The sequence below is a fragment of the Pararhizobium arenae genome (assembly GCF_001931685.1).
GTDB lineage: Bacteria > Pseudomonadota > Alphaproteobacteria > Rhizobiales > Rhizobiaceae > Pararhizobium > Pararhizobium arenae.
Window position 1 is genome coordinate 352,679 of sequence record NZ_MOOY01000003.1, and the last position, 20,553, is coordinate 373,231.

Here is a 20,553-nt window from a genome sequence, read left to right on the forward strand (position 1 = left end):
CCTTGTCTTTCAGCATGCGGGCTAAAACGCCGCGCCGGAGTTTTCGATGACGTTTCGCAATCTTTCCATTCTTCAGAAGATCGGCCTTGTCGTCTTCGTGATGGGGCTTTCGTCCCTTATCATCGGCCTTGTCGGGGCGCGCGGCATCGCGGCGCTGGAGGCGGCGATGATCTCCGTCGGCGCCAAGGAAGAGGTCGCCCGCGAGGCGATGGACCTGCGCGTCGATATCATCGCCATCAGCCGCATGACCTACCAGCTGGCGGCAGCGCCGGAAAAGGCCGCGGATTTCCGCGCCGAGACCGAGAAACGCTCCAGCGAAATGCTGGCCCGGCTGCCGAAGATCGAGGCTGCGGCGGATGCGACGGAAGTGCAGCAGCTCGCGAAGATCAAGCAGACGCTGGAAAGCTATTTCGCCAGCATCCGTTCCATGGTCGATGTCGCAGAGGCTGATCCGGCCAATGCGCAAGCGATCAAGGCGGCACTGGGCGTTGCGCTCGATGGCCAGAAGGTCGTGACCGCAGCCGTCAAGGAATACAGCACCTATTCCGGCGAGGCTCTTGCCGGCGCGCGTGCCGCCGCGCTTGCCGAATCCAACACCGCCATGATGATCGATGCCGCTGCCGTCATTGCCTGCATCCTGTTTGGCGCGGCCGTCAGCCTGCTCGTCGCCCGTCGCGGCATCTCCGCTCCGGTGCGCGGCCTGACCGCCGCCATGAGCCGCCTGGCCGAAGGCAATCTCGCCGAGACCGGCGTCGATGCCGCCCGCAAGGACGAGATCGGCGAGATGGCCCGCGCGGTGGAAGTGTTCCGCACCAATGCGATCGCAATGCGTGACATGAAGGCGCAGGAAGAGGCGCTCCATGCCCGCTCGAGCGATCTGCAATCAAGCATCAGCACGGTGGTTGCCGCCGCCGTCGCCGGCGATTTCACCGCCCGCATCCGCAAGGATTACGGTAATGCCGACCTCAACCGCTTTGCCGGCAGTGTCAACGAGCTGGTCGACAGCATCGACCATGCCGTGACCGAAGTGCGCCGCGTCATTGCAGCGCTTGCCGATGCCGACCTGTCGCAGGCGATGGAGGGCAGCTATCAGGGCGCCTTTGCCGAGCTGCAGGCGAACGTCAACTCCACCATGGTCACGCTGCGCTCGACCATGAGCAATGTGCGCGGCTCCGCCGGCACGATCAAGGACAGCTCCGCCGAGCTTTCGTCTGCCGCCAACGACCTTTCCAAGCGCACCGAGCAGCAGGCCGCAGCGCTGGAAGAGACCGCCGCCGCCCTCGACGAGATCACGGCAACGGTCCGTACCTCCTCGACCCGCGCCAACGAGGCGCGCGACATGGTGCGCGAAACCAAGGAAAGCGCCGGCAAGTCGGGCGAAATCGTTCGCAGCGCCGTGACCGCCATGGGTCGCATCGAGGATTCCTCCAGCCGCATCGGCCAGATCATCGGCGTCATCGACGAGATCGCCTTCCAGACCAACCTTCTGGCGCTCAACGCCGGTGTCGAGGCAGCGCGTGCCGGTGAGGCCGGTCGTGGCTTCGCCGTCGTGGCGCAGGAAGTGCGCGAGCTTGCCCAGCGTTCCGCCAATGCCGCAAAGGAGATCAAGACCCTGATCAGCGCATCGGCCAACGAAGTCGAGACCGGCGTTTCTCTCGTGCGCGCCACCGGCGATGCGCTGCTCGAAATCGAGCGGCTGGTGCTGAAGGTCAACGATCACGTCGAATCGATCGCAACGGCATCGCGCGAGCAGTCCACGGCGCTGGCCGAGATCAACACCTCGGTCAACCACATGGACCAGATGACCCAGAAGAACGCGGCCATGGTCGAGGAAACCACCGCCGCCAGCGAAACGCTTGCCGACGAAAGCCGTCAGCTGCAGACGCTGCTGGCCCGCTTCAAGCTGGAGGGTGGCGGAAGCGCACTCTCCGGCATGGCCCAGCGCATGCGCAGCGCCGCATAACCTGATCCAAATCAATATCTTGAGCGGCCGCATGTGATCGCACATGCGGCCTTTTTCGTTTCTCCCCGTGAAATTTGCGGTTCCGGCCTGGACATTGCGAATGTAACTTTATAACGGACGTAACGTTATTACATTTTATCAGGAGAAGCCAATGCGAACCCATTTCACCCGGATGTTCAGGGGTGCCGCCCTCGTGAGCGCGCTCGTTCCGGTTCCCGTGATTGCGGACGAAGGCGCGGATACATGGCGGCTGTTCGTGGCCGATCACACGTTGCCGGTCGTGAGGGCGATTGATGCGAAGAGCGGCGCCGAACTGGGGCGTTACGATCTCAAGGGTTATGCGGCACTGAGCGCCAGCGAGACCGGCAGAACGGTGTTTGCGGTGCAGGGCGATGCCGGCACGGTGAATGTGCTTTCGACCGGCATTGCCCTTTCCGATCACGGCGAGCATCGCGATATCGAGGTTGCGGAACCGAAGCTTCTGCCCGTCACCATCACCGGCGAAAAACCCGGCCATGTCGTGACCCATGGCGATGATGTGGTGGTGTTTTACGATCGCGGCGGCAAGGCCGATCTGCTCACGGAAAGCGCTTTGCTCGAGGGTAAGGGGCAGGGGACTGCGATCGACACGACCGCGCCGCATCATGGTGTGGCGGTTCCGATGGGAAAGAACATTCTCGTTTCCGTGCCGAACATGGCTGTTGAGGTGAAGCCGGACGAACTGCCGCCACGGCTCGGCCTTCGCGTCGTTGATCGGAACAGCAAGGCGCAGGGCGAGGTCGCGACCTGCACGGGCCTGCATGGCGAGGCGGTTTCGGCGCGGCTTGTGGCCTTCGGTTGCGAGGAAGGCGTGCTGATCGCCCGGCCGGGCGGCATCGACGGGCCGAAGCTGCAGATGCTGGCCTATGGTTCGGATCTGCCGGAAGGCAAGGTTTCGACGCTGCTTGGCGGAAAATCCATGCAGTTCTTCCTGGGCAATTACGGGGAAGACAAGGTCGTGCTGATCGATCCCGACAGCGATACGCCTTACCGTCTCATCGAGCTTGCGACCCGCCGCGTCGATTTCGTGCTCGATCCGGCGGATGTCCGCCATGCCTATATCCTGACCGAAGACGGCAAGCTGCATCGGCTGGATGTGGTGAAGGGCGAGATCACCGGCTCGGAAACGATCACCGAACCCTACAGCAAGGACGGCCACTGGCGCGACCCGCGCCCGCGTCTTGCGATCGCCGGCGACGCGATCGCCGTTACGGATCCGCGCCACAGCCTCGTGCGCATGATCGATCCCAAGACGCTGAAGGAAGCGCGGACGATAGCGGTGGAGGGCCAGCCGTTTTCAATCGTCGCGGTCGGCGGTTCGGGGCAGACGCATTGAACGAGCGACCGACTGTCCTTCTCCCCGCTTGCGGGGAGAAGGTGCCCGAAGGGCGGATGAGGGGCGGAATCATCCACCCTCTCAAGGATGAGAGTTTTGCCCCTCACCCTGGCCCTCTCCCCGCAGGCGGGAGAGGGGACGATCGCGCTAAGCCGCCAGCTTCAACCCGATCCCCCATGGATCGACCAGCGAATGGCTGTCGCCCGAGCGGCTCACATTTATCTCCAGCTTCTCAAGCGCCGCCAACGCGGCCTGCAGCTTGGCCGGATCGTTGAAGCGGATCGTGTAGTCCGACAGGCCGGTCATATTTCCCTCGCGCTTCGGCGCGCCGCGGGAGTTCCAGATGTTGGCGCCGATATGGTGGTGATACTTGCCAGACGCGAAGAAGCTTGCGCCGGGATAGGTCGCCATCAGGTCGAGGCCGAGTACGCCGCGGAAGAAATTGTTGGCTTCCGGAATATTCGATACCTGCAGGTGGATATGGCCGATCGCTGTGCCATCCGGCATGCCGTCCCACGTGTCCTTCGGGGCTTCGTCGTAGATCGCCTGCAGGTCGAGCGGCAGCGTCGCCATCTTGACCATGCCGTCCTGCAGATAATCCCATTCGGCGCGCGGACGGTCGCGGTAAACTTCGATGCCGTTGCCTTCGGGGTCGCCGAGATAGATCGCCTCGCTCACCAGATGGTCGGACGCGCCCTGCAGCGGCACGTTGTTGTGGGCGATGTGGGTCAGCCAGCGGCCGAGTTCGGTCCGGTTCGGCATCAGGAACGCGGTGTGGAAGAGGCCGGGCGCATTGCGCGGCGCAAGGTCGGCGTTGCCCTGTGTGGTCAGCGTCAGCAGCGGATGGCCGTCGACGCCCAGCACTTCGCCGGAAGCCGTGTTCTCGAGCGGTTTCAGGCCCATGATGTCCTGATACCACGCCGAAATCATCGGCAGGTCGCGCACGACGAGGTGCGAGTGGTCGACATAGGCGGGCATTTCAATTGCGTGTGTCGGCGCGGAGGTCGGTTCGGTCATGGCTGTGCTTTCTGCGCGTGCGTTCGCCGCGATGCCGCCTGCGGCAATGGCGCCGGAAAATTTCAGGAAATCGCGTCGGTCGAGATCTGTCATGGCGTCTTCCTTTCTCGATGCCGAATATGGCCTTTCGGCCAAGGTGGCGAAAGACGCGATATTGGAGATGGATTGTTCTCCTTTTGGAGACGATGGTCCACGACGACAGGCGCTTGTTATGGTTGCAGGCACGGCCCTATAATCTGCTTGACCTGCATCAATGCGGGCGGGCGTCTTTCCGCCTAGAAGGAAGAGGGCAGGGGCGCTGGACGGCCCTGCCGGTTGGCCGCCATCGTCGCGGCAAGCAAAGGAGAGTGTGATGTATTCCAAGATCGTCGTGCCGATTGCCATGGATCACCTGGAGCATGGCGAAGCTGTGCTCGAACGGGCAAAATCGCTGCTCGATCCCGGCGGAGAGATCATCCTTCTCAATGTCGTGGAAGACCTGAACGCCTATGCGCAGGGTTATATGATCGTCGATTTCCCGCTCGAAGTGATCGACGCTTCGCGCGATCACGCTAAGAAGACGCTCAACGAACTCAAGGAAAAACATGGCGTGACCGGCCGCATCGAAGTCCGCATCGGCGGGGCGGCGGGCGTCATCAACACCTTTGCCGAGGATGAAAAGGCCGACCTCGTGATCATCGCCTCGCATCGGCCGGGCCTGATCGATTATTTCATCGGCTCGACCGCCAGCCGCGTCGCCAGCCACTGCAAATGCGCGGTTCTGATCGATCGGTAAGCCGCACGTTCATTCTCCCCGCAGGCGGGGAGAAGGTACCCGACAGGGCGGATGAAGGGCAGGCATCGGCTTTCTCAAGACTGAGAGTTTGCCCCTCACCCTAACCCTCTCCCCGCAAGCGGGGAGAGGGGACGATCGATGCATCAATCCACCCGAACCCCATATATCCGGTCGATGGCCTCCTGCGTCCTCGGGCCGAAGCCGCCGTCGATGGGGCCGGTATAAAGCAGTTGCTCACGAAGGCGCCGCTGCAGCGCCTTGCGGAAGGCGAGCGACCAGTTGCCGCTGTTGTCGCGCATCTGGTTGCGGCTGAACACCGCGCCGTTGCGCAGCGCCTTTTCCATCCATTCCGCCGCTTCCGCCGGATCGGGATCGATGCCGAGACCCTTGTCGTAGAAATTGGCGATGTTGTTGAAGGCGACGGCATCTCCGCCTGCGGCGGCGCGGCGGTAGTAGGAGAGCGCCTGGGCGTAGTCCTGGGTCTCGCCCACGCCGGTCTCGAAGGCGAAGCCGATATTGGTGAGCGCGGTGGCATTGCCACCTTCGGCCGCGCGACGATAAAGCGCCATGCCCCGCGTCACGTCCTTGTCGACCCCGAGACCCTCGTAATACATATAACCGAGGCCGTTCATCGCGTCGGCATTGCCATGTTTTTCGGCCGCCTCATACCATTTGAGCGCGCCTGGCAGGTCGGCAGGGCCGCCGATGCCGTTCAGCATGAAATTGGCGATATTGGCCATGCCGATGATGTTGCCGGCCTCGGCGGCCTTCAGATACCAGCGGCGCGCTTCCGGGATATCGCGCGGCACCTGGTTGCTGGTTTCTAGCAGGTAGCCGGCATCGTTCATCGCGCGGGCATTGCCGCCTTCCGCGGCCCGGCGATACCAGTCGAGCGCGGTTGCATCATCCTCTGCGACGCCACGGCCGGAATCGTGGAAATAGGCGACGTTGAACATGGCCCAGGCATTGTTGCGGTTGGCGCCTTCCTGATACCAGCGCAGCGCTTCCGTCTCGTCCTGGGCGACACCTTCGCCGTTGTCATAGGCATAGCCGACGGCGGCATAGGCGATCGCATAGCCACGGCTTGCGGCCTCTCGATAAAGCGCCAGCGCTCCGGCATAATCCTTCATCTTCTCCTTGGCTCGGCCGTACTGATAGATGAAGCGCAGCGTGTTCGTGCTGCCCCGGTTGGATTTTTCGCAAGCCGCAAGGGCCGCCGGGCCGTCGAGATTGACGAATTCCACCGGCGCGATCGCCCGGACGCGGTCGTGATCGAGCGGATCGGCGGCCAGCGTGTCGCACGGATCGGCACCCACCCGGACGACGCGCGGCGTCAGCGGCTTGATCCGGCCGATCGAGCTCGGATCGCGGGTGTTGGCGGCGGGCGGGGCGGAAACAGCGGGTGCGTTGTAGGCGCCGGGATCACCCTGGGCCGCAGCCGGCACCGTCTGCGCCGCAATTCCGATCACCAGCCCCAAAAGGGTGTGTAGCCTTGCGTTCCTGAATTTCCAATCGTTCCGTGACATGGTTTTGCACACCCGCAGCCGTCGTTTGCCGTCTCATTGTGTAGAAAAGCAGTGGGCTTGCAAGTCACCGGAGGAACAGCTGGCAAGAGGCCAAGCGTTTCTTTCTGTTTCAATTCTTGATGGCCTGCGACATTCAGGATGCTGTTTTGGTAACGATGCCTGTGGCAGATTGTGCCATGAAACAGTCGTATGCCCGCGATAGCCTTGCGGGAGGAAATGATGGGGAAGCGACATGCATATACCGGGCGTCAAATGGAACTACGACAAGTCGGAGCTGATTGCCGACGGCGTGGTTCATGGCGTCGGTCTGGTGTTTGCGCTGATCGGCGTCACGGCGCTGATTTTCTATGCGACGGTCTGGGCGTCCGCCGGGCAGCTCGCTGCCGCCTGGATTTACGGGGCCGGTCTGGTCGCGACGCTTTCCATATCCTTCATGTATAATCTCTGGCCTGCTTCTAAGACCAAGGTCTGGCTGCGGCGGTTCGATCATTCCTCGATCTTCATCCTGATTGCGGCGACCTATACGCCGTTCCTGCAGCGCGGCTGGGCCGATCCGTTCCTGTTCGGCATGCTGATCTTCATCTGGTCGATTGCGGTCTTTGGCGTGTTCATCAAATGCGTCTTCCCCGGCCGCTTCGACAAGCTGGCGATCGTTCTCTATCTCGCCATGGGCTGGAGCGGCGTTTTTGCGGCGGAACCATTGCTGACGGAACTGAGCGTGACGACAATGACGCTGATCGTCATCGGTGGCGTCATCTATTCGCTGGGCGTGATCTTCCATGTCTGGGAAAAGCTGCGCTTCCAGAATGCCATCTGGCATGGTTTCGTCGTGGTGGCCGCCGCCGTTCATTATGGTGCGGTGGTAACCTGCATCAGCAGCAGCGTTGTCTGATCCGGTTTCTTTGGAAAGTGTCCGGTTTTCCTTGAACTCCCCGTCCGCCTATCCTATCCCCTGAACTGCAAGATGCGGCCGCTTGGGGCGCATCCGGGAATTCTGCGGACAGATCCACAGGGGAGCGTGGCGATCCGCGGCACCGGGAGAGGAATATTTCGGACGCATGTCTGCCGCAAGCCTGACCCTTTTTGTCCTGCTGTCGCCGTTCATCGCCGCTGCGCTGGCGCCGCTGGCAACACGGCTTATGGGATATCGGGCCGCATGGCTTCTGGCCCTGATCCCCGCCGGCATCTTTGTCTATTTCGCGCGGTTGTCCTCCGGCGTTTCCGGCGGCGGTACCGTCACGCAGGGTTATGACTGGATACCGTCGCTTGGCCTGCGCTTCTCCTGGCTGATCGACGGCCTGTCCCTGAGCTTTGCGCTTCTCATTTCCGGCATCGGTGCGCTGATCGTGCTCTATGCGGGCGGCTACCTTAAAGGAAATGCGCAGCAGGGGCGGTTCTTCGCCTATATCCTTCTGTTCATGGGATCGATGCTGGGCGTTGTGGTTTCCGATGGCCTCTTCACGCTCTTCGTCTTCTGGGAGCTGACATCGATCACCTCCTTCCTGCTGATCGGCTTCGAGCATGAGCGCGCGGCTGCGCGCCGCGCGGCCTTTCAGGCTCTGGTGGTGACCGGCGGCGGCGGGCTGAGCCTTCTGGCCGGGCTGCTGCTGATCTGGAACGTGACCGGCATCTCCGATCTCTCCGGTCTGCTCGCCGCGGGTGAGGTGGTGCGCGCCGCGCCGCTCTATCCGGTCATGCTGATCCTGATCCTGGGTGGCGCATTTACCAAATCGGCGCAGTTCCCGTTCCATTTCTGGCTACCCAACGCCATGGAGGCACCGACACCGGTGTCCGCCTACCTGCATTCGGCAACCATGGTAAAGGCCGGCGTCTATCTGCTGATGCGGCTTTTCCCGGTGATGGGCGGCACGGTGCTGTGGGAAACCGTCCTGCCGCTGTTCGGGGCGGCGACGCTTCTGTTCGGGGCCGTTCTTGCGGTTCGCCATGTCGATCTGAAGATGATGCTCGCCTACACGACCATGGCGTCGCTCGGGCTTTTGGTCATGCTAACCGGCTTTGGCACGGAACGCGCCATCGATGCGGCCGTGCTCTATCTCGTGGCGCATGCGCTGTTCAAGGGCGCGCTCTTCATGGTGAGCGGCATCATCGATCATGAGACCGGCACGCGAAACCTCACCAAGCTCGGGGGGCTGCGGAGCGCCATGCCGCTGACATTCGCGATTGCGATGGCGGCGGCGCTTTCCATGGGCGGCTTCATACCCTTCCTCGGCTTCGTCGCGAAAGAGGAGATTTACGCGGCGCTCGCGCAGGGCGACGCCGCCTTGCTTGCGGCCTGCCTTGTCGCGGTCCTCGGCAATGCCCTGATGTTCGCGGTGGCTTTCGCCGTCGCGCTGAAGCCCTTCTGGGGCGAGACATTGGAAACACCCAAGCATGCGCACGAGGCGCCCGTGCTGCTCTGGCTCGGGCCGGCCGTCATGTCGCTTGCCGGGCTGCTTGCCGCGCTTTTCGCCCCGTCCTTTCACGCTGCCATTTCGTCGCCCATGGCCTCCGCCATTGCGGGTGAGGCCCGCGTGATCGATCTCCTGCCGCTGCCGCATTGGGGCCTGCCGCTTGCGCTCTCGCTGCTGACGGTCGCGATCGGTATCGCCTTCTATGTCGGTCTTGCCAGCCTGCGCGCCGCCGTGACCCGGCTTCTCGATGCCATCGGCTGGGGACCGGATCGCGGTTTCGATCAGACCATTGCCGGACTGGTCAGGTTCGCCACGGCCGTTACGCGCAGCCTGCAGCCGGGCAGGCTGGACAGTTACATGACCGTGACATTCGTGCTTGTGGCGCTGGTGCTGCTGCTGCCCCCGGTCGTCTATGGCGAATTGGCCCGGGCGCCGTTTTTCCCCGCGCATATTCCCTGGCACGAGCTTGCCATCCTCCTCCTGGCGGCGGTCGGCCTGCCGGCGGTGATTTTTGCGAAAGACAGGCTGACGGCCATCGTATCCCTCGGCATACAGGGTTTTTCCGTCGCGATGATCTTTCTGCTTTATGGGGCGCCCGATCTCGCCTTCACCCAGTTCATGGTCGAGACGCTGTCGGTCGTGATCCTGACGCTCGTGATGACACGGCTCCGGCTGTCGCCCTCGGACAAGCGCCCGCTCGTCCAGGTCTTGCCGGATGCGGCGATCGCCATCGCCTGCGGACTCGGCGTCATGCTGTTCCTGATGAAGGTCACGGAGGTCCCGTTCGATTCGACGCTTTCGGATTTCTTCGAGCAATTCTCCAAGCCGCTCGCCCACGGCGCCAACATCGTCAATGTCATCATCGTCGATTTCCGCGGAACCGATACGCTGGGCGAAATCGCCGTGGTGATGATCGCGGCCCTGTCAATCCTGTCGCTCATCCGGGTCAGGGCAGGCGGCTTGCGGCAGGCCGAAGATCCGGCAGAGGAAACGCCAGCGCAGGGAGGCCGCCGATGAACTCCGTCATTCTGCGAACGGTGGCCCCGGCGCTGGTAAGCCTGATGGTGCTGTTTTCGATCTTCGTCCTGCTGCGGGGGCATAACGAGCCCGGCGGCGGCTTCATTGGCGGCTTGATCGCCGTGGCGGCCCTTTCGATCTACGGCATTGCCTTCGGAGTCGGCGCGGTGCGTCGGGCCCTGTATTTTCATCCGATCGTCATTGCCGGCAGCGGGCTGTTGCTGGCGACGGTCTCGGGGCTGGTCTCTGCGTTTTTCGGCGTGCCGTTCATGACCGGGCTCTGGGTGACGCCCGTCATCCTCGGCACAGAGATCCCGCTCGCCACCGTGATGAGCTTCGATGTCGGCGTCTATCTCGTTGTCGTCGGCGCGATCGGGGCGGTCGCCTTGTCGCTCGAAGAAGAGGAGGACGAGACATGATGGAGCCTGTGCTTGCGATCCTGACCGGCCTGTTCTTCGCCGCCGCTGTCTATCTGATGCTGTCGAAGTTCATCATTCGCGTGCTGCTCGGCGTCGCGATCCTCGGCAATGCCGTGAACCTGCTGATCTTCACCAATGGGCGGCTTCTGCGCGAGGTGCCACCGGTGCTGGCTGCGGGGCTGGACGTGCCGGCCGGGCCCGTCGCCAATCCGCTGCCGCAGGCGCTGATCCTGACGGCGATCGTGATCTCCTTTTCGTTCTTCGCCTTCCTGCTGGTTCTGTCCTGGCGCGCCTATGAGGGGCTGGGCACGGATAACACAGACCGCATGCGCGTGGCCGAGCCGGAAGACGCCCCCTTGCCGCCGGAAGGATATTGAGACGGCATGGCCTCTTCCCCGATCGATCTCTCCCTTGCCCTTGTAACCGAAGCGCCCGATGCGGCGGATTGGCTTGTCGTACTGCCTGTCGCGCTCTGCATTGCGACCGGCGCGCTCATGACCATGCTGCGCGGCCGCCCTAGCCTGCAGGGCTGGCTGGCGGTGCTGGCGCTCGGCGTTCTCGTCATGCTCAATATCGGGCTCGTTTTCCACATCGGCGCCTCCGGGCCGGTCACGATGATGGTCGGACGCTGGCTGCCGCCCTTCGGCATCGCCTTCACGGCGGACATGACCGGCGCGCTTTTCTCGTTGAGCGCCTCCGTCGTCGCATTCGCCTGCGCCCTTCATTCCCTGGGCGATATCAGCGAAACGGGCCGGCGCCACGGCTTCTACCCGTTCCTCCTGCTGCTGATGGCCGGCGTCTCCGGCGCTTTCCTGACGGGCGATATCTTCAACCTCTATGTCTGGTTCGAGGTGCTGCTGATCTCGTCCTTCGGGCTGCTGGTGATCGGTTCCGAACATCGCCAGATCGACGGCGCGGTCAAATACGGCTTCCTGAACCTGGTTGCGACGACGCTGTTCCTGATTGCCACCGGCTATCTCTACGGCATCTTCGGCACGCTCAACATGGCCGATATCGCCCGCAAGGCCGGGACGCTGCCCGACAGCGCGCCGCTGATGACGCTTGTCGCGCTCTACCTCTTCGCCTTCGCGATGAAGGCCGCCGCCTTTCCTGTCAATTTCTGGCTGCCGGCCTCCTACCATACGCCCCGGATCGTCGTATCGGCGCTGTTTGCCGGCCTGTTGACGAAGGTCGGCGTCTACGCGCTGCTGCGCATCGGCGTCATGCTGTTTCCGACCGAGCGCGAGGCCTTGTCCACGGTGATCGCCGTCGTCGCCGGGTTCACCATGATCACCGGTGCGCTTGGCGCGCTGGCGCAGGCGGATATGCGCCGGCTGCTCGGCTATCTCGTCGTCTCAGGGATCGGCGCGATGCTGGCCGGCCTCGCCCTCGGCGGAGCCGATGCTGTTTCCGGCGCGATCGTCTATGGCGTGCATTCTATGCTGGTGATGAGCGCCCTCTACCTCGCCATCGGACTTGCCGGACGGGCCGCAGGCACGTTCTCGATCGGCGGGGCCGGAGGGCTCTGGCAGCGTGAACTGACCCTTTCGGCGTTGACGCTGGTTCTGTTCTTCTCGGTGTCGGGTCTGCCGCCCTTCTCAGGTTTCTGGCCGAAGCTGATGCTGGTCAAGGCGGCTTTGGCGCAAGGAGCGGGCTGGCTTGCCGCTGCGCTGCTCGTCAGCGGTTTTTTGACCACGATCGCCGTCGGACGCCTGTTCCTGATCGCCTATTGGCGGCCGGCTCCCCTTGCGTCTTCAGCGGGTGCAGAGCGCGACCCGTCCTCCGGTGGGCGCAAGAGAGGCTCTGCCGCATCGCTCCTGCCGGTTTTCGCCCTGATGCTTGCCAGCATCGGCATCGGTCTCTATCCCGAGCCGCTGATTGCCGCGGCCACAACGGCGGCGGAAGGTCTTGTATCGCCGCTGGCTTATGTCCAATCGGTCTTCGGTACGGAGGCGACGCCATGAGACGCTTGGGGATCGTGCTGTTGCTGACACTCGCCTGGTTGGCTGTGACCGGCAGCCTGACCGTTGCCAACCTGCTGCTCGGCCTTCTCGTCGCGCTTCTGTCTCTCTGGATTACGCGCGCGCATGTGAGCGAAACGAAGCTGAAGGTGCGCCCCGGGGCCGCGGTTCTCCTCGCGCTGCTGTTCGTCAAGGAGCTGGCGCTGTCCGCCTATCGGGTGGCGCTGCAGGTGATGAAGCCGCAGCTGGTGCTGAAGCCCGGGATTTTCGCGTTCCCGCTCACCGTCGAGCGGGATTTCGAGATCACGCTCCTGGCCAATCTCATCACCCTGACGCCCGGCACGCTCTCCGTCGATGTCTCCGAGGATCGCAGGGTTCTCTACGTCCATGCGCTCGATTGTTCCGATCCCGCCGGGGTGAAGCGGGACATTGCCGATGGTTTCGAACGTCGTATCCGGGAGGCTTTTCCGAGATGACACCGGACATGGTTCTCGACGCGGCGACGTTCGTCGCGCTGCTCCTTCTCTCCGCAGGCCTGCTGGTCACGGCTGTCCGTATCGTCAGGGGGCCGACCCTGCCGGACAGGATCGTCGGGCTCGATATGCTCGTGGGCATCGCGATCGGCATGATTGCCGCTATTGCAATCCGCACCGACGTCAATCTCTATGTCGACATCGCGATCGCGCTGGGTCTTGTCGGCTTTCTCGCAACCGCCGCTTTTGCCCGCTTCGTGCTCGCACGGGGTCTGGAGCCCGAAGGTGAAGCGGATAAGCCGCATGCGACCGCAAAAAGCCTCGCCGCCTCCCGCAAGGGCGCCGGGCATCAGCAGCGCAGCTCGAAACGCAAGGGGAAGCGCTGATGCCAGTCGTTGAAATGGTGTTTGCCATCGTGCTTTCGCTGCTGGTCGTGCTCGGTGGAGTCTTCGCGCTTCTTGCGGCCATCGGCGTTCTTCGCTTTCCCGATCTTTACACCCGCATGCATGCAGCCTCCAAGGCCGGCACCGTCGGCTCGAGCCTGCTGCTGATCGCCGCGGGCCTTCACGCAGGCGATAGCGCGACCCTGTTCCGCGCCCTGGCCGGGGTCGTTTTCCTGCTGATGACGGCGCCGGTCGCCGCCCACCTGCTGGCCAAGGCCGCGCACCGCTCCGGCCACAGGCTCGATCGGTCCTCCGTGATGGATGCCCTGGAGCATCCTGCGGATCGGGAACGACGCCGGTAGGTTTCGCTTACTCCCGAACTCTCCTCGACATTATCTCAGGTTGCAAGGTAAGGCGCCGGACACTTCTCCGGCGCTGCTTCGAGTTGAGATATCTTCAGAAACAATTTACCAGTCGGCTGGGGAAATAAAGGCTTTGCCTCGAAGATGTCACAATTGAAGATGAGTGGCCGAAACACCTCACAAAATATTATTGGACTTTTATTCGATCAGTGTTAATCGAGTAATGGCAAAGTGTCATTGGTCATATTACTTGAACCTGAAATTCCATTAAGGGTTGAGAAGCCGCCATTGCTTTGAGATGTCGTGTGGCCGGCATCTTGGCGGAGGTTGCTTCGACCTGGAACGATGTTCTCGTGTTGCTCGCGCGGCGTGCGGAAGCATGCCTGTGCCTTGTCGCAACATGGCTTGCCGGCTTATGGCGCTTTCACAACAATAAACATGGCTGCCGCGATAAACCCGTCGCGGCGCATCTCGATTCCGATAGGAGAAGAAGAATATGACGGATATCCAGACTGGCGTGGCGCATGATCTGCTCGTCGAACTCACCGCAGAAATCGTTGCCGCTTACGTCAGCAATCACGTCGTCCCCGTGGCTGAACTTTCGACCCTGATTGGCGACGTGCATTCCGCGCTCAACAATACCGGTAGCCCGGCTCCGGTTGCCGTTGCCGTTGAAAAACCGAAGCCGGCCGTCTCCGTCCGCAAGTCGGTGCAGGACGACCAGATTACGTGTCTAGAATGTGGCGGCAACTTCAAGTCGCTGAAGCGCCATCTGATGACCCATCACAGCCTGTCGCCGGAAGAATACCGCGACAAGTGGGAACTGCCGGTCGATTACCCGATGGTCGCGCCGGCCTATGCCGAAGCGCGTTCGCGTCTTGCCAAGGAAATGGGCCTCGGCCAGCGCCGCAAGCGCGGCTCCAAGTAAGCTCTTTGCGCCGCCCGCCTCCCTTTGGGGGACGGGCGGCGGTTCCCGCCTGTTGGCCCGCGACCATCGCCCGGCCTGCCGCTCAGCGGCCCCCATGTCCCCTCTCTCACATTCTCCTGCGGGTATCTCCTCGTTTCTGCCGTGACCATAAGCCGGCGGAAAATCTTTCGATGGTAGAGGAAAAAATACCTATTTTGTTTCAGCCGTTAACCGGAAAACTGAGCGAAAACAGCATTTAGTTGTGATTTGGCGGCTTCCCATGTCCCCGCTTAATCCCTAGGGTGTATGAAATAATTCCTATTTTAAGAGGAGTATGTCATGCGCTTTGTCCCTCAGGAATTCCCGCAACCCCCGTCTGCCAGCCGCCGCAGCCGGTCCTTGCCCACGCCCGCGCGCTCGTTATCCGGCGGACTCGAACTCAAATCGCAGGTGATCCCCGGCGAATCGGAAGCCGTTTGCGCTTCCCCGGTGGGCCTCTCGGTTTCGGCGCAGGTGCGCTGCCGGATCGTGCGGCAGGTGACGGCGGAAATGGTGATGCTGGTCTCCGAGCGGGTGCAGGTGCGACGCGATCGCCGCCGCGCGACGTGCCATATCCGCCAGATCGCGATGTATATCTGCCATGTGGTTCTTCAGTTGTCCCTGACCGATATCGGCACGGCTTTCGGGCGCGACCGCACGACGGTTGGCCATGCCTGCAACGTGGTGGAGGACCGGCGCGACGACAAGGCCTATGACGAGTTCGTCGCGGCGATCGAGCGGGTTGTGATTTCCGTGTTCGGTGCCACGGGGGGCAGCGAAGATGCGCGATAACGGTGACCGGGAATCGAGGGACCTCGTGCAACTGGTGCGTTTCGTTGCCGGGCAAACGCGGCGGGCGGCGGCGCAGTTTGCCTTCGAAGGCGACCGGGTGCGTATCGGAGCCGAGGGCGGACCGGGTTTTTCCGTGGCGACCCTTAAGGATGCCCTTGCGCGCGGGCTTCTGGTGAGCGTGGATGGCGGCGTCCGCGCAAGTCCTACGGCATCCTCGTTCCTGCGGCGTGCCCAGCTTTCGCGCGAGACCGGCTTTCAGGATCAGCACCGCGATCTCGCCGAAATGAACGATCCGGAAAGCGGTTTGCGCTACCGCGTCAACCGCGCCGAATCGCCGCTCGGCGCCATGGCGCGATTGAAGGAGAAATCCGGTTCCGCCTTCCTGCCGCCCGAGGCGCTGGCCGCCGGCGAGCGGCTGCATGCGGATTTCGTCCGGGCGGGGCTGCAGCCGCGTCTGACGATGATCTACGAGCCGCGACTTGCGGCAACGCCGCGCGGCGGAGCGCGCAATGCGGCAGCCGATCTTTCCGACACGGCCCTTGCCGCCCGCGAACGGGTAGCGCGGGCGATGGAGGCGATCGGCCCCGAGCTCTGCGGCGTGGCGCTCGATGTCTGCTGCTTCGAAAAGGGTCTGGAAACGGTGGAACGCGAGCGGCAATGGCCGGCGCGGTCTGCAAAGCTCATGCTGCGCACGGCCCTGATGGCGCTCTCGCGCCACTACCAGCCGCCAGCGAAGGGCAAGGCGATACACCGCTGGGGGGCGGAGGGATACCGGCCGGACATGCGCGATGCCGCGGTGACATCGCCGCGTTGACACACGCCAAATCAGAGGAGCAGGCGAGGGGCGGGCAAAATCAGGCCTGCCGCCGGGCTGCCTCGTCCTTGATGCGCTTGATCATGGACCGCAGGCCGTTGGCGCGCTGGGCCGTCAGGTATTCGATCAGACCCATGCGGCCGAAGAGATCCAGCGCATCGATGCCGGCGATGTCGGAGGCGCGTTTGCCGGAGAAGATCGAAAGCACGATGGCGACGAGGCCGCGCACGATATGCGCGTCCGATTCGCCGCGAAAACTCATGACCGGATCGTCCGCGGCATCCGCCTGGGTCACGAGCCAAACCTGGCTGGCGCAGCCCTGCACCTTGTTTTCCGCCGTCCTGTCTTCCTCGGGCATGACCGGCAGCTTGCGGCCGAGCTCGATCACATAGCTCATGCGATCCTGCCAGTCGTCGAGAAACGCGCAGTTGTCGATGATTTCGGAAAGCGGCGTGAGGCCCGTGGTGTTCATCTGATCCATGGCGGTTCATATAGGGGATTGCGGGTGCGAAGAAAAGAAAAAGCCGTGAGGGATGGGCGTTCCTCACGGCGGCCGAAAACCGGCAGTTCAGGCAGTAACAGGCAAATGGCTCACCCGGCGTTTGACGCCTTGGGTTCGACGCGCTTCTCCGGAACAGGGATGCGCTTTACGGGGAGGCCGTCGGCGTCCGCAGTCGGGTCGATGGTGACATATTGGGTCGGTTGCGCCGGTGCGGTGTCCACCGGCTTGTCGGCTGCAGCGGGCTCCATGGCCGAAGCGGCGATCGTTCCGGTCAGGACGGCATCGCCCGGCTCGGCAAATTGTGTATCGAGGAATTGATAGGCGATGCGGGCGCCTTCGCGGGCCCGGTGGCCGAGCGCCACGAAGGTTTCGGCGCCTTTTTCGCAGACGTCCGGCTTCTCAGCGCACATCGCGGATATATAGGTGAACGCTTCGGTCGCGGCCGAAACCGTGTCGCCGACATCGACCTTCGGCCCGGTCTCCAGCGTCTTCGTGCTCGACGCATCGAGAAACGGCAGAAGCACCAGCACCAGCGAGAACCAGAACGTTCCCTTGATCAGAAACCACATCGTCTTGCCCATCCTCTGTGACTGGCAGCGGGCGGTGTCCGGTCTTCGCCGGCTTCTCGGTACCGCTGCCTCGTGATCCCACATTAGGGGAGGGTTCGAAACACGGCTTTGCGAAAACCGGTCGCATTTGCACCGTGTTTTCTTAAAATTCGAAACAATGGCATTTGAACGGCATTTTCATCGCATTTTATCGACCGCCGTTAAGCATCGTGGCCACAGCTGCGGCTGAACGCCCTTCGACACCGGGATTCTCGCGTCAGCCGCTTTGCCACAAGCGTTAACGTTCCGGAGAAAGACAACTAAAATCCGATGCTTACGCCCCATTAACCACAAAATACAAAGCCCCTCCGAATCGTCCCGGAATGGCACTTTCAGCCGTTTTGACGGGCTTTCGCAGCTGCTCACTTATTCTTTCATTAAGTCGCCGGTGCGACATTCGAAGGGTCGGCAGACGTGTCCGCGATGGTCTTTTTCGAACGCGCCGGGTAGCCTGTCGACCACATGAATAACGGCACCCATGACGGGTCCTGAAGAAAACGAATACAGGGTCGAAAGTGAGAGTATTGCGTAACATTGCCGGCAGGATGGCGTCCCGGGTGGACGACATCGCGCGCCTCTGGCTGCCGCCGCGCGTTGCGGGCGAGCCGGCGAGAGATCGCGAGTTTGCCGCCATTCGCAGTGTTGCCGCCTGCGCCCTTGTTGCGTTTCCGATCGTTCCGCTCGCGCTTTCGACCGTTCTTCCCGCTTCGCTGGCCATGCCTGTCGGGGCAGCCCTTGTCGCATCGTCCGCCCTTGTCGGCGCCGTAGCCACCGTTGCCTATCAGCGCGGACGCGCGCGCATGCTGGGCGTTTCGATACCGGTCGAGGCAATCGTGGCGATGGATGGCGAACCCTATGATCTGTTTGCCGGCCTTGTGACGGTGCACGATATCCGCGGCACGGTGCTGGCGGTTCACGGCCGCGACGCTGCAAGCTACCTGCAATGGATGCGCGACCCGGCAGGGCGGGGTTTCATCGAGCAGATCCATGTGTCCGACCGCCTGCTGTTCCTAACCGCGATCGATGGGCTGCGCCAGGGCGAAGGGCAGGCAACGGTCGAGATTCGCTTCGAACGCCCCAGCCTGACCGCCGAAGGCGAGCAGTTCATGCATATGCGCTGCGAAATGACGGCGCTGAACGGCACGGAAACAGGCGCTGCCTCGCAACCCTCGATCCTCGTCCAGTCCTTCGATATTTCCGCCGAAGCGCGGCTGCGTCACGAAGCGGCGCACAAGGCAGCACTTGCGGAAACCGCAAACGAGGCGAAATCCCGCTTCCTCGCGGCCGTCAGCCATGAGCTGCGCACGCCGCTGAACGCGATCCTTGGTTTTTCCGATATCCTGTCCGGCGAATATTTCGGCAAGCTGGAGAACGACCGCCAGCGGGAATATGTGAAGCTGATCAACCAGTCCGGCGCGCATCTGCTCTCGGTCGTCAACACGATGCTCGACATGAGCAAGATCGAGGCGGGCCGCTACGAACTGATGCCGGAACTCTTCCCCGTGACCGATGCCGTCAAGGCCTGTGAAAACATGCTGGCCCTGCAGGCCCGCGAAAAGGGCGTGCAGCTGACGAGCCGCATCCGTCGCGGCATGGGCGAGGTCAACGCCGACGAACGCGCGATCCATCAGATCCTGATCAATCTGGTCGGCAACGCCATCAAGTTCACGGATGCCGGCGGCCTTGTGACGATCGACGCGGAAACCGCGCGCGGTATGCTTTTGCTGACCGTCAGCGACACCGGCATCGGCATTGCCGAAGACAAGCTTGCGCTGATCGGCCAGCCTTTCGTGCAGGTACAGAACGACTACACCCGCAAGTATGAAGGCACCGGCCTCGGTCTGTCGCTGGTCAAGGGTCTGGTGGCGCTGCATGGCGGACGTTTCGAGATTGCCAGCCGACCGGGCGAGGGCACCGTCATCACCATTGCCATCCCGCTTGATGGCTCGGGCATGCTGACCGGCGAGAAGGCGACCCTCGACCGCGTGGCGCCGCCTGCGACCATGGTGGAGTTTCCGCCGCGGTTGAAGGATCGCGAGGCCGCAGATCAGGACGACAAGAACGGCGCACAGCGTGCCGCAAGAAGCAGCGAGAAACCGCAGCATGGCGCCGCGCAAGCGAAAACAGCCTGAGAAGAAACGCAAGTCCGCACAGCGTCGTCCGTCGTTGGCCATAGCGGGCCTTGGCCTTGCCGGCAGCGGCCTGATGGCGGCCGGTCGTCTCACCGCGCGCAATCCCGGCGTGGTCGGCGGCTCGGTTGCATTCATCGTGGTTTTCTCGTTCGTCGCGGCCAACGCACTCTGGTACCAGCCGGGCGCGCATCCTTCGCCGTTCCTGCGGACCCGCCTGCCGTTAACCTATCCCGACCCGGCGAGTCTGGGCGCGAACGAGACGGGTCTCGATCCGAAGAAGGTGACCACCTTCGTCATCAAGCGTGAAGACGAGATCGCGGCTGAGACGGCCGAAACGACCGGAACGACCCAGACGGCGGTGCAGCGCCCTGCCATGCCGCAACCGTTGCCGGCCGTCGAGGAGGCCGACAACAATGATGCCGATGACGTTGCCGCTCTGATTGAGAATGCTGGGACCGTTCTCGGCCCAAGCCAGGAGACGGTTGCCGCCATCCAGAAGGAACTGGCGCGTCGCGGCCTGTACGATGGCGAAGCCGACGGCAAGCTCGGGCCGAAGACCCGCGCGGCGATCGAGGCCTTCGAAAGCAGGAGCGGTCGCGCGGTGACCGGCGAGGCGAACGAGGCGCTGCTGACCCGCCTGCGCGCAGCTGCGAGACCCGCCGCCGTCGCGGCCACGCCGGATGCGCGCCCGTACCAGAACATCAAGGCCGAAAAGGGCGAACTCGACGCGGTTGCAGCCGCGATCCGTCAGGCGAATGTCGATCCCCAATATATTCCCAAGGCGGATATTCCGGCCTCCAGCGAACTGGTGATGCGTATCCAGCAGGGGCTGGTAAACCTCGCCTATGCCGACGTCACCGTCGATGGCGTTGCCAACGAGAAGACCCGCGCCGCCATCCGCCATTTCGAGAAGCATTATCGCCTGCCGCCGACGGGGGAGCCGAGCGACGTGGTTTTGCGCAAGATGAAGTCTATCGGCGCTCTCTAAAGGCAGCAGGGCTTCTGTTCGAAACTACGACTTTAGTCTCGCTTCGGTTGTAAGTCTTCTTGTCTTTCCCCTTTGTTAACCATGCTCGA

General features: G+C 62.9%; 20 protein-coding genes. 16 read left to right on the forward strand and 4 right to left on the reverse strand.

Annotated features, from left to right (window positions below; genetic code table 11):
* Positions 1-46 precede the first annotated feature (46 nt).
* Together BLX89_RS08285 and aztD are read left to right on the forward strand one after the other, a co-directional pair.
* Complete coding sequence (locus BLX89_RS08285) at positions 47-1,963, forward strand: methyl-accepting chemotaxis protein (RefSeq protein ID WP_075290179.1); 1,917 nt, start codon at positions 47-49, stop codon at positions 1,961-1,963.
* 151 nt (positions 1,964-2,114) lie between these two features.
* The gene (gene aztD / locus BLX89_RS08290; RefSeq protein ID WP_075290180.1) at positions 2,115-3,338 is read left to right on the forward strand and encodes a zinc metallochaperone AztD; all 1,224 of its coding nucleotides are present in this window, start codon (positions 2,115-2,117) and stop codon (positions 3,336-3,338) included.
* A 147-nt stretch (positions 3,339-3,485) separates the two neighbouring features.
* Here the strand turns inward: aztD and BLX89_RS08295 are convergent, their stop codons facing one another.
* Positions 3,486-4,448, reverse strand: coding sequence for a VOC family protein (locus BLX89_RS08295; RefSeq protein WP_083637383.1), 963 nt, complete (start codon positions 4,446-4,448; stop codon positions 3,486-3,488).
* Between the two features lie 259 nt (positions 4,449-4,707).
* On the opposite strand from BLX89_RS08295, the gene BLX89_RS08300 reads away from it, so the two are divergent.
* Positions 4,708-5,130: a universal stress protein gene (locus tag BLX89_RS08300; RefSeq protein ID WP_075290181.1), complete on the forward strand. Its 423-nt coding sequence runs from the start codon at positions 4,708-4,710 to the stop codon at positions 5,128-5,130.
* A gap of 143 nt (positions 5,131-5,273) precedes the next feature.
* On the opposite strand, the gene BLX89_RS08305 is transcribed toward BLX89_RS08300, so the two are convergent.
* The gene (locus BLX89_RS08305; RefSeq protein WP_083637384.1) at positions 5,274-6,656 is read right to left on the reverse strand and encodes a tetratricopeptide repeat protein; all 1,383 of its coding nucleotides are present in this window, start codon (positions 6,654-6,656) and stop codon (positions 5,274-5,276) included.
* A 232-nt stretch (positions 6,657-6,888) separates the two neighbouring features.
* Here BLX89_RS08305 and trhA point away from each other — a divergent pair, with 232 nt between their 5' ends.
* The 11 genes from trhA to BLX89_RS08360 all read left to right on the forward strand — a co-directional run bounded on the left by trhA (position 6,889) and on the right by BLX89_RS08360 (position 16,234).
* Entirely contained in the window at positions 6,889-7,548 is a 660-nt protein-coding gene (trhA, locus tag BLX89_RS08310; RefSeq protein WP_075290183.1) for a PAQR family membrane homeostasis protein TrhA, read from the forward strand.
* A gap of 166 nt (positions 7,549-7,714) precedes the next feature.
* Positions 7,715-10,084: a putative monovalent cation/H+ antiporter subunit A gene (locus BLX89_RS08315; protein ID WP_075290184.1), complete on the forward strand. Its 2,370-nt coding sequence runs from the start codon at positions 7,715-7,717 to the stop codon at positions 10,082-10,084.
* A complete protein-coding gene (locus BLX89_RS08320) occupies positions 10,081-10,503 on the forward strand; it encodes a Na+/H+ antiporter subunit B (RefSeq protein WP_075290185.1) in 423 nt (140 codons plus the stop codon). Before BLX89_RS08315 ends, BLX89_RS08320 begins: the two co-directional genes overlap by 4 nt.
* Complete coding sequence (locus tag BLX89_RS08325) at positions 10,503-10,880, forward strand: Na+/H+ antiporter subunit C (RefSeq protein WP_075290412.1); 378 nt, start codon at positions 10,503-10,505, stop codon at positions 10,878-10,880. The genes BLX89_RS08320 and BLX89_RS08325 overlap by 1 nt, the downstream gene beginning before the upstream one ends.
* Before the next feature lie 6 nt (positions 10,881-10,886).
* The gene (locus BLX89_RS08330; protein ID WP_075290186.1) at positions 10,887-12,467 is read left to right on the forward strand and encodes a Na+/H+ antiporter subunit D; all 1,581 of its coding nucleotides are present in this window, start codon (positions 10,887-10,889) and stop codon (positions 12,465-12,467) included.
* Positions 12,464-12,940, forward strand: coding sequence for a Na+/H+ antiporter subunit E (locus BLX89_RS08335; RefSeq protein ID WP_075290187.1), 477 nt, complete (start codon positions 12,464-12,466; stop codon positions 12,938-12,940). Before BLX89_RS08330 ends, BLX89_RS08335 begins: the two co-directional genes overlap by 4 nt.
* The gene (locus tag BLX89_RS08340) at positions 12,937-13,323 is read left to right on the forward strand and encodes a cation:proton antiporter (RefSeq protein WP_075290188.1); all 387 of its coding nucleotides are present in this window, start codon (positions 12,937-12,939) and stop codon (positions 13,321-13,323) included. Before BLX89_RS08335 ends, BLX89_RS08340 begins: the two co-directional genes overlap by 4 nt.
* Positions 13,323-13,682, forward strand: a complete 360-nt coding sequence (gene mnhG / locus BLX89_RS08345; RefSeq protein WP_075290189.1) for a monovalent cation/H(+) antiporter subunit G — start codon at positions 13,323-13,325, stop codon at positions 13,680-13,682. The genes BLX89_RS08340 and mnhG overlap by 1 nt, the downstream gene beginning before the upstream one ends.
* 496 nt (positions 13,683-14,178) lie before the next feature.
* Positions 14,179-14,610 carry a Ros/MucR family transcriptional regulator gene (locus BLX89_RS08350; protein ID WP_075290190.1) on the forward strand — a complete coding sequence of 144 codons (432 nt, stop codon included), beginning with the start codon at positions 14,179-14,181 and terminating at the stop codon, positions 14,608-14,610.
* Between the two features lie 318 nt (positions 14,611-14,928).
* Positions 14,929-15,420, forward strand: coding sequence for a helix-turn-helix domain-containing protein (locus tag BLX89_RS24990; protein WP_245292782.1), 492 nt, complete (start codon positions 14,929-14,931; stop codon positions 15,418-15,420).
* A complete protein-coding gene (locus BLX89_RS08360) occupies positions 15,410-16,234 on the forward strand; it encodes a DUF6456 domain-containing protein (RefSeq protein WP_075290191.1) in 825 nt (274 codons plus the stop codon). Before BLX89_RS24990 ends, BLX89_RS08360 begins: the two co-directional genes overlap by 11 nt.
* Positions 16,235-16,274: 40 nt before the next feature.
* Here the strand turns inward: BLX89_RS08360 and BLX89_RS08365 are convergent, their stop codons facing one another.
* Together BLX89_RS08365 and BLX89_RS08370 are read right to left on the reverse strand one after the other, a co-directional pair.
* Positions 16,275-16,715: a SufE family protein gene (locus BLX89_RS08365; protein ID WP_143523549.1), complete on the reverse strand. Its 441-nt coding sequence runs from the start codon at positions 16,713-16,715 to the stop codon at positions 16,275-16,277.
* A 110-nt stretch (positions 16,716-16,825) separates the two neighbouring features.
* Complete coding sequence (locus tag BLX89_RS08370) at positions 16,826-17,305, reverse strand: DUF5330 domain-containing protein (protein WP_075290418.1); 480 nt, start codon at positions 17,303-17,305, stop codon at positions 16,826-16,828.
* 584 nt (positions 17,306-17,889) lie between these two features.
* Between BLX89_RS08370 and BLX89_RS08375 the strand changes: the two genes are divergently transcribed.
* Complete coding sequence (locus tag BLX89_RS08375; protein WP_083637385.1) at positions 17,890-19,476, forward strand: sensor histidine kinase; 1,587 nt, start codon at positions 17,890-17,892, stop codon at positions 19,474-19,476.
* Entirely contained in the window at positions 19,448-20,464 is a 1,017-nt protein-coding gene (locus tag BLX89_RS08380; RefSeq protein WP_075290193.1) for a peptidoglycan-binding domain-containing protein, read from the forward strand. The genes BLX89_RS08375 and BLX89_RS08380 overlap by 29 nt, the downstream gene beginning before the upstream one ends.
* Positions 20,465-20,553 lie beyond the last annotated feature (89 nt).

Bases quoted from the DNA above. Each gene is read 5' to 3' on its own strand.
- BLX89_RS08330 (WP_075290186.1), top strand. From the start codon at position 10,887: ATGGCCTCTTCCCCGATCGATCTCTCCCTTGCCCTTGTAACCGAAGCG.
- BLX89_RS08370 (WP_075290418.1), bottom strand. From the start codon at position 17,305: ATGTGGTTTCTGATCAAGGGAACGTTCTGGTTCTCGCTGGTGCTGGTG.
- BLX89_RS08300 (WP_075290181.1), top strand. From the start codon at position 4,708: ATGTATTCCAAGATCGTCGTGCCGATTGCCATGGATCACCTGGAGCAT.
- BLX89_RS08315 (WP_075290184.1), top strand. From the start codon at position 7,715: ATGTCTGCCGCAAGCCTGACCCTTTTTGTCCTGCTGTCGCCGTTCATC.
- mnhG (WP_075290189.1), top strand. From the start codon at position 13,323: ATGCCAGTCGTTGAAATGGTGTTTGCCATCGTGCTTTCGCTGCTGGTC.
- BLX89_RS08320 (WP_075290185.1), top strand. From the start codon at position 10,081: ATGAACTCCGTCATTCTGCGAACGGTGGCCCCGGCGCTGGTAAGCCTG.
- BLX89_RS08285 (WP_075290179.1), top strand. From the start codon at position 47: ATGACGTTTCGCAATCTTTCCATTCTTCAGAAGATCGGCCTTGTCGTC.
- trhA (WP_075290183.1), top strand. From the start codon at position 6,889: ATGCATATACCGGGCGTCAAATGGAACTACGACAAGTCGGAGCTGATT.
- BLX89_RS24990 (WP_245292782.1), top strand. From the start codon at position 14,929: ATGCGCTTTGTCCCTCAGGAATTCCCGCAACCCCCGTCTGCCAGCCGC.
- BLX89_RS08380 (WP_075290193.1), top strand. From the start codon at position 19,448: ATGGCGCCGCGCAAGCGAAAACAGCCTGAGAAGAAACGCAAGTCCGCA.
- BLX89_RS08295 (WP_083637383.1), bottom strand. From the start codon at position 4,448: ATGACAGATCTCGACCGACGCGATTTCCTGAAATTTTCCGGCGCCATT.
- BLX89_RS08335 (WP_075290187.1), top strand. From the start codon at position 12,464: ATGAGACGCTTGGGGATCGTGCTGTTGCTGACACTCGCCTGGTTGGCT.
- BLX89_RS08350 (WP_075290190.1), top strand. From the start codon at position 14,179: ATGACGGATATCCAGACTGGCGTGGCGCATGATCTGCTCGTCGAACTC.
- BLX89_RS08360 (WP_075290191.1), top strand. From the start codon at position 15,410: ATGCGCGATAACGGTGACCGGGAATCGAGGGACCTCGTGCAACTGGTG.
- aztD (WP_075290180.1), top strand. From the start codon at position 2,115: ATGCGAACCCATTTCACCCGGATGTTCAGGGGTGCCGCCCTCGTGAGC.
- BLX89_RS08325 (WP_075290412.1), top strand. From the start codon at position 10,503: ATGGAGCCTGTGCTTGCGATCCTGACCGGCCTGTTCTTCGCCGCCGCT.
- BLX89_RS08340 (WP_075290188.1), top strand. From the start codon at position 12,937: ATGACACCGGACATGGTTCTCGACGCGGCGACGTTCGTCGCGCTGCTC.
- BLX89_RS08365 (WP_143523549.1), bottom strand. From the start codon at position 16,715: ATGGATCAGATGAACACCACGGGCCTCACGCCGCTTTCCGAAATCATC.
- BLX89_RS08305 (WP_083637384.1), bottom strand. From the start codon at position 6,656: ATGTCACGGAACGATTGGAAATTCAGGAACGCAAGGCTACACACCCTT.
- BLX89_RS08375 (WP_083637385.1), top strand. From the start codon at position 17,890: ATGGCGTCCCGGGTGGACGACATCGCGCGCCTCTGGCTGCCGCCGCGC.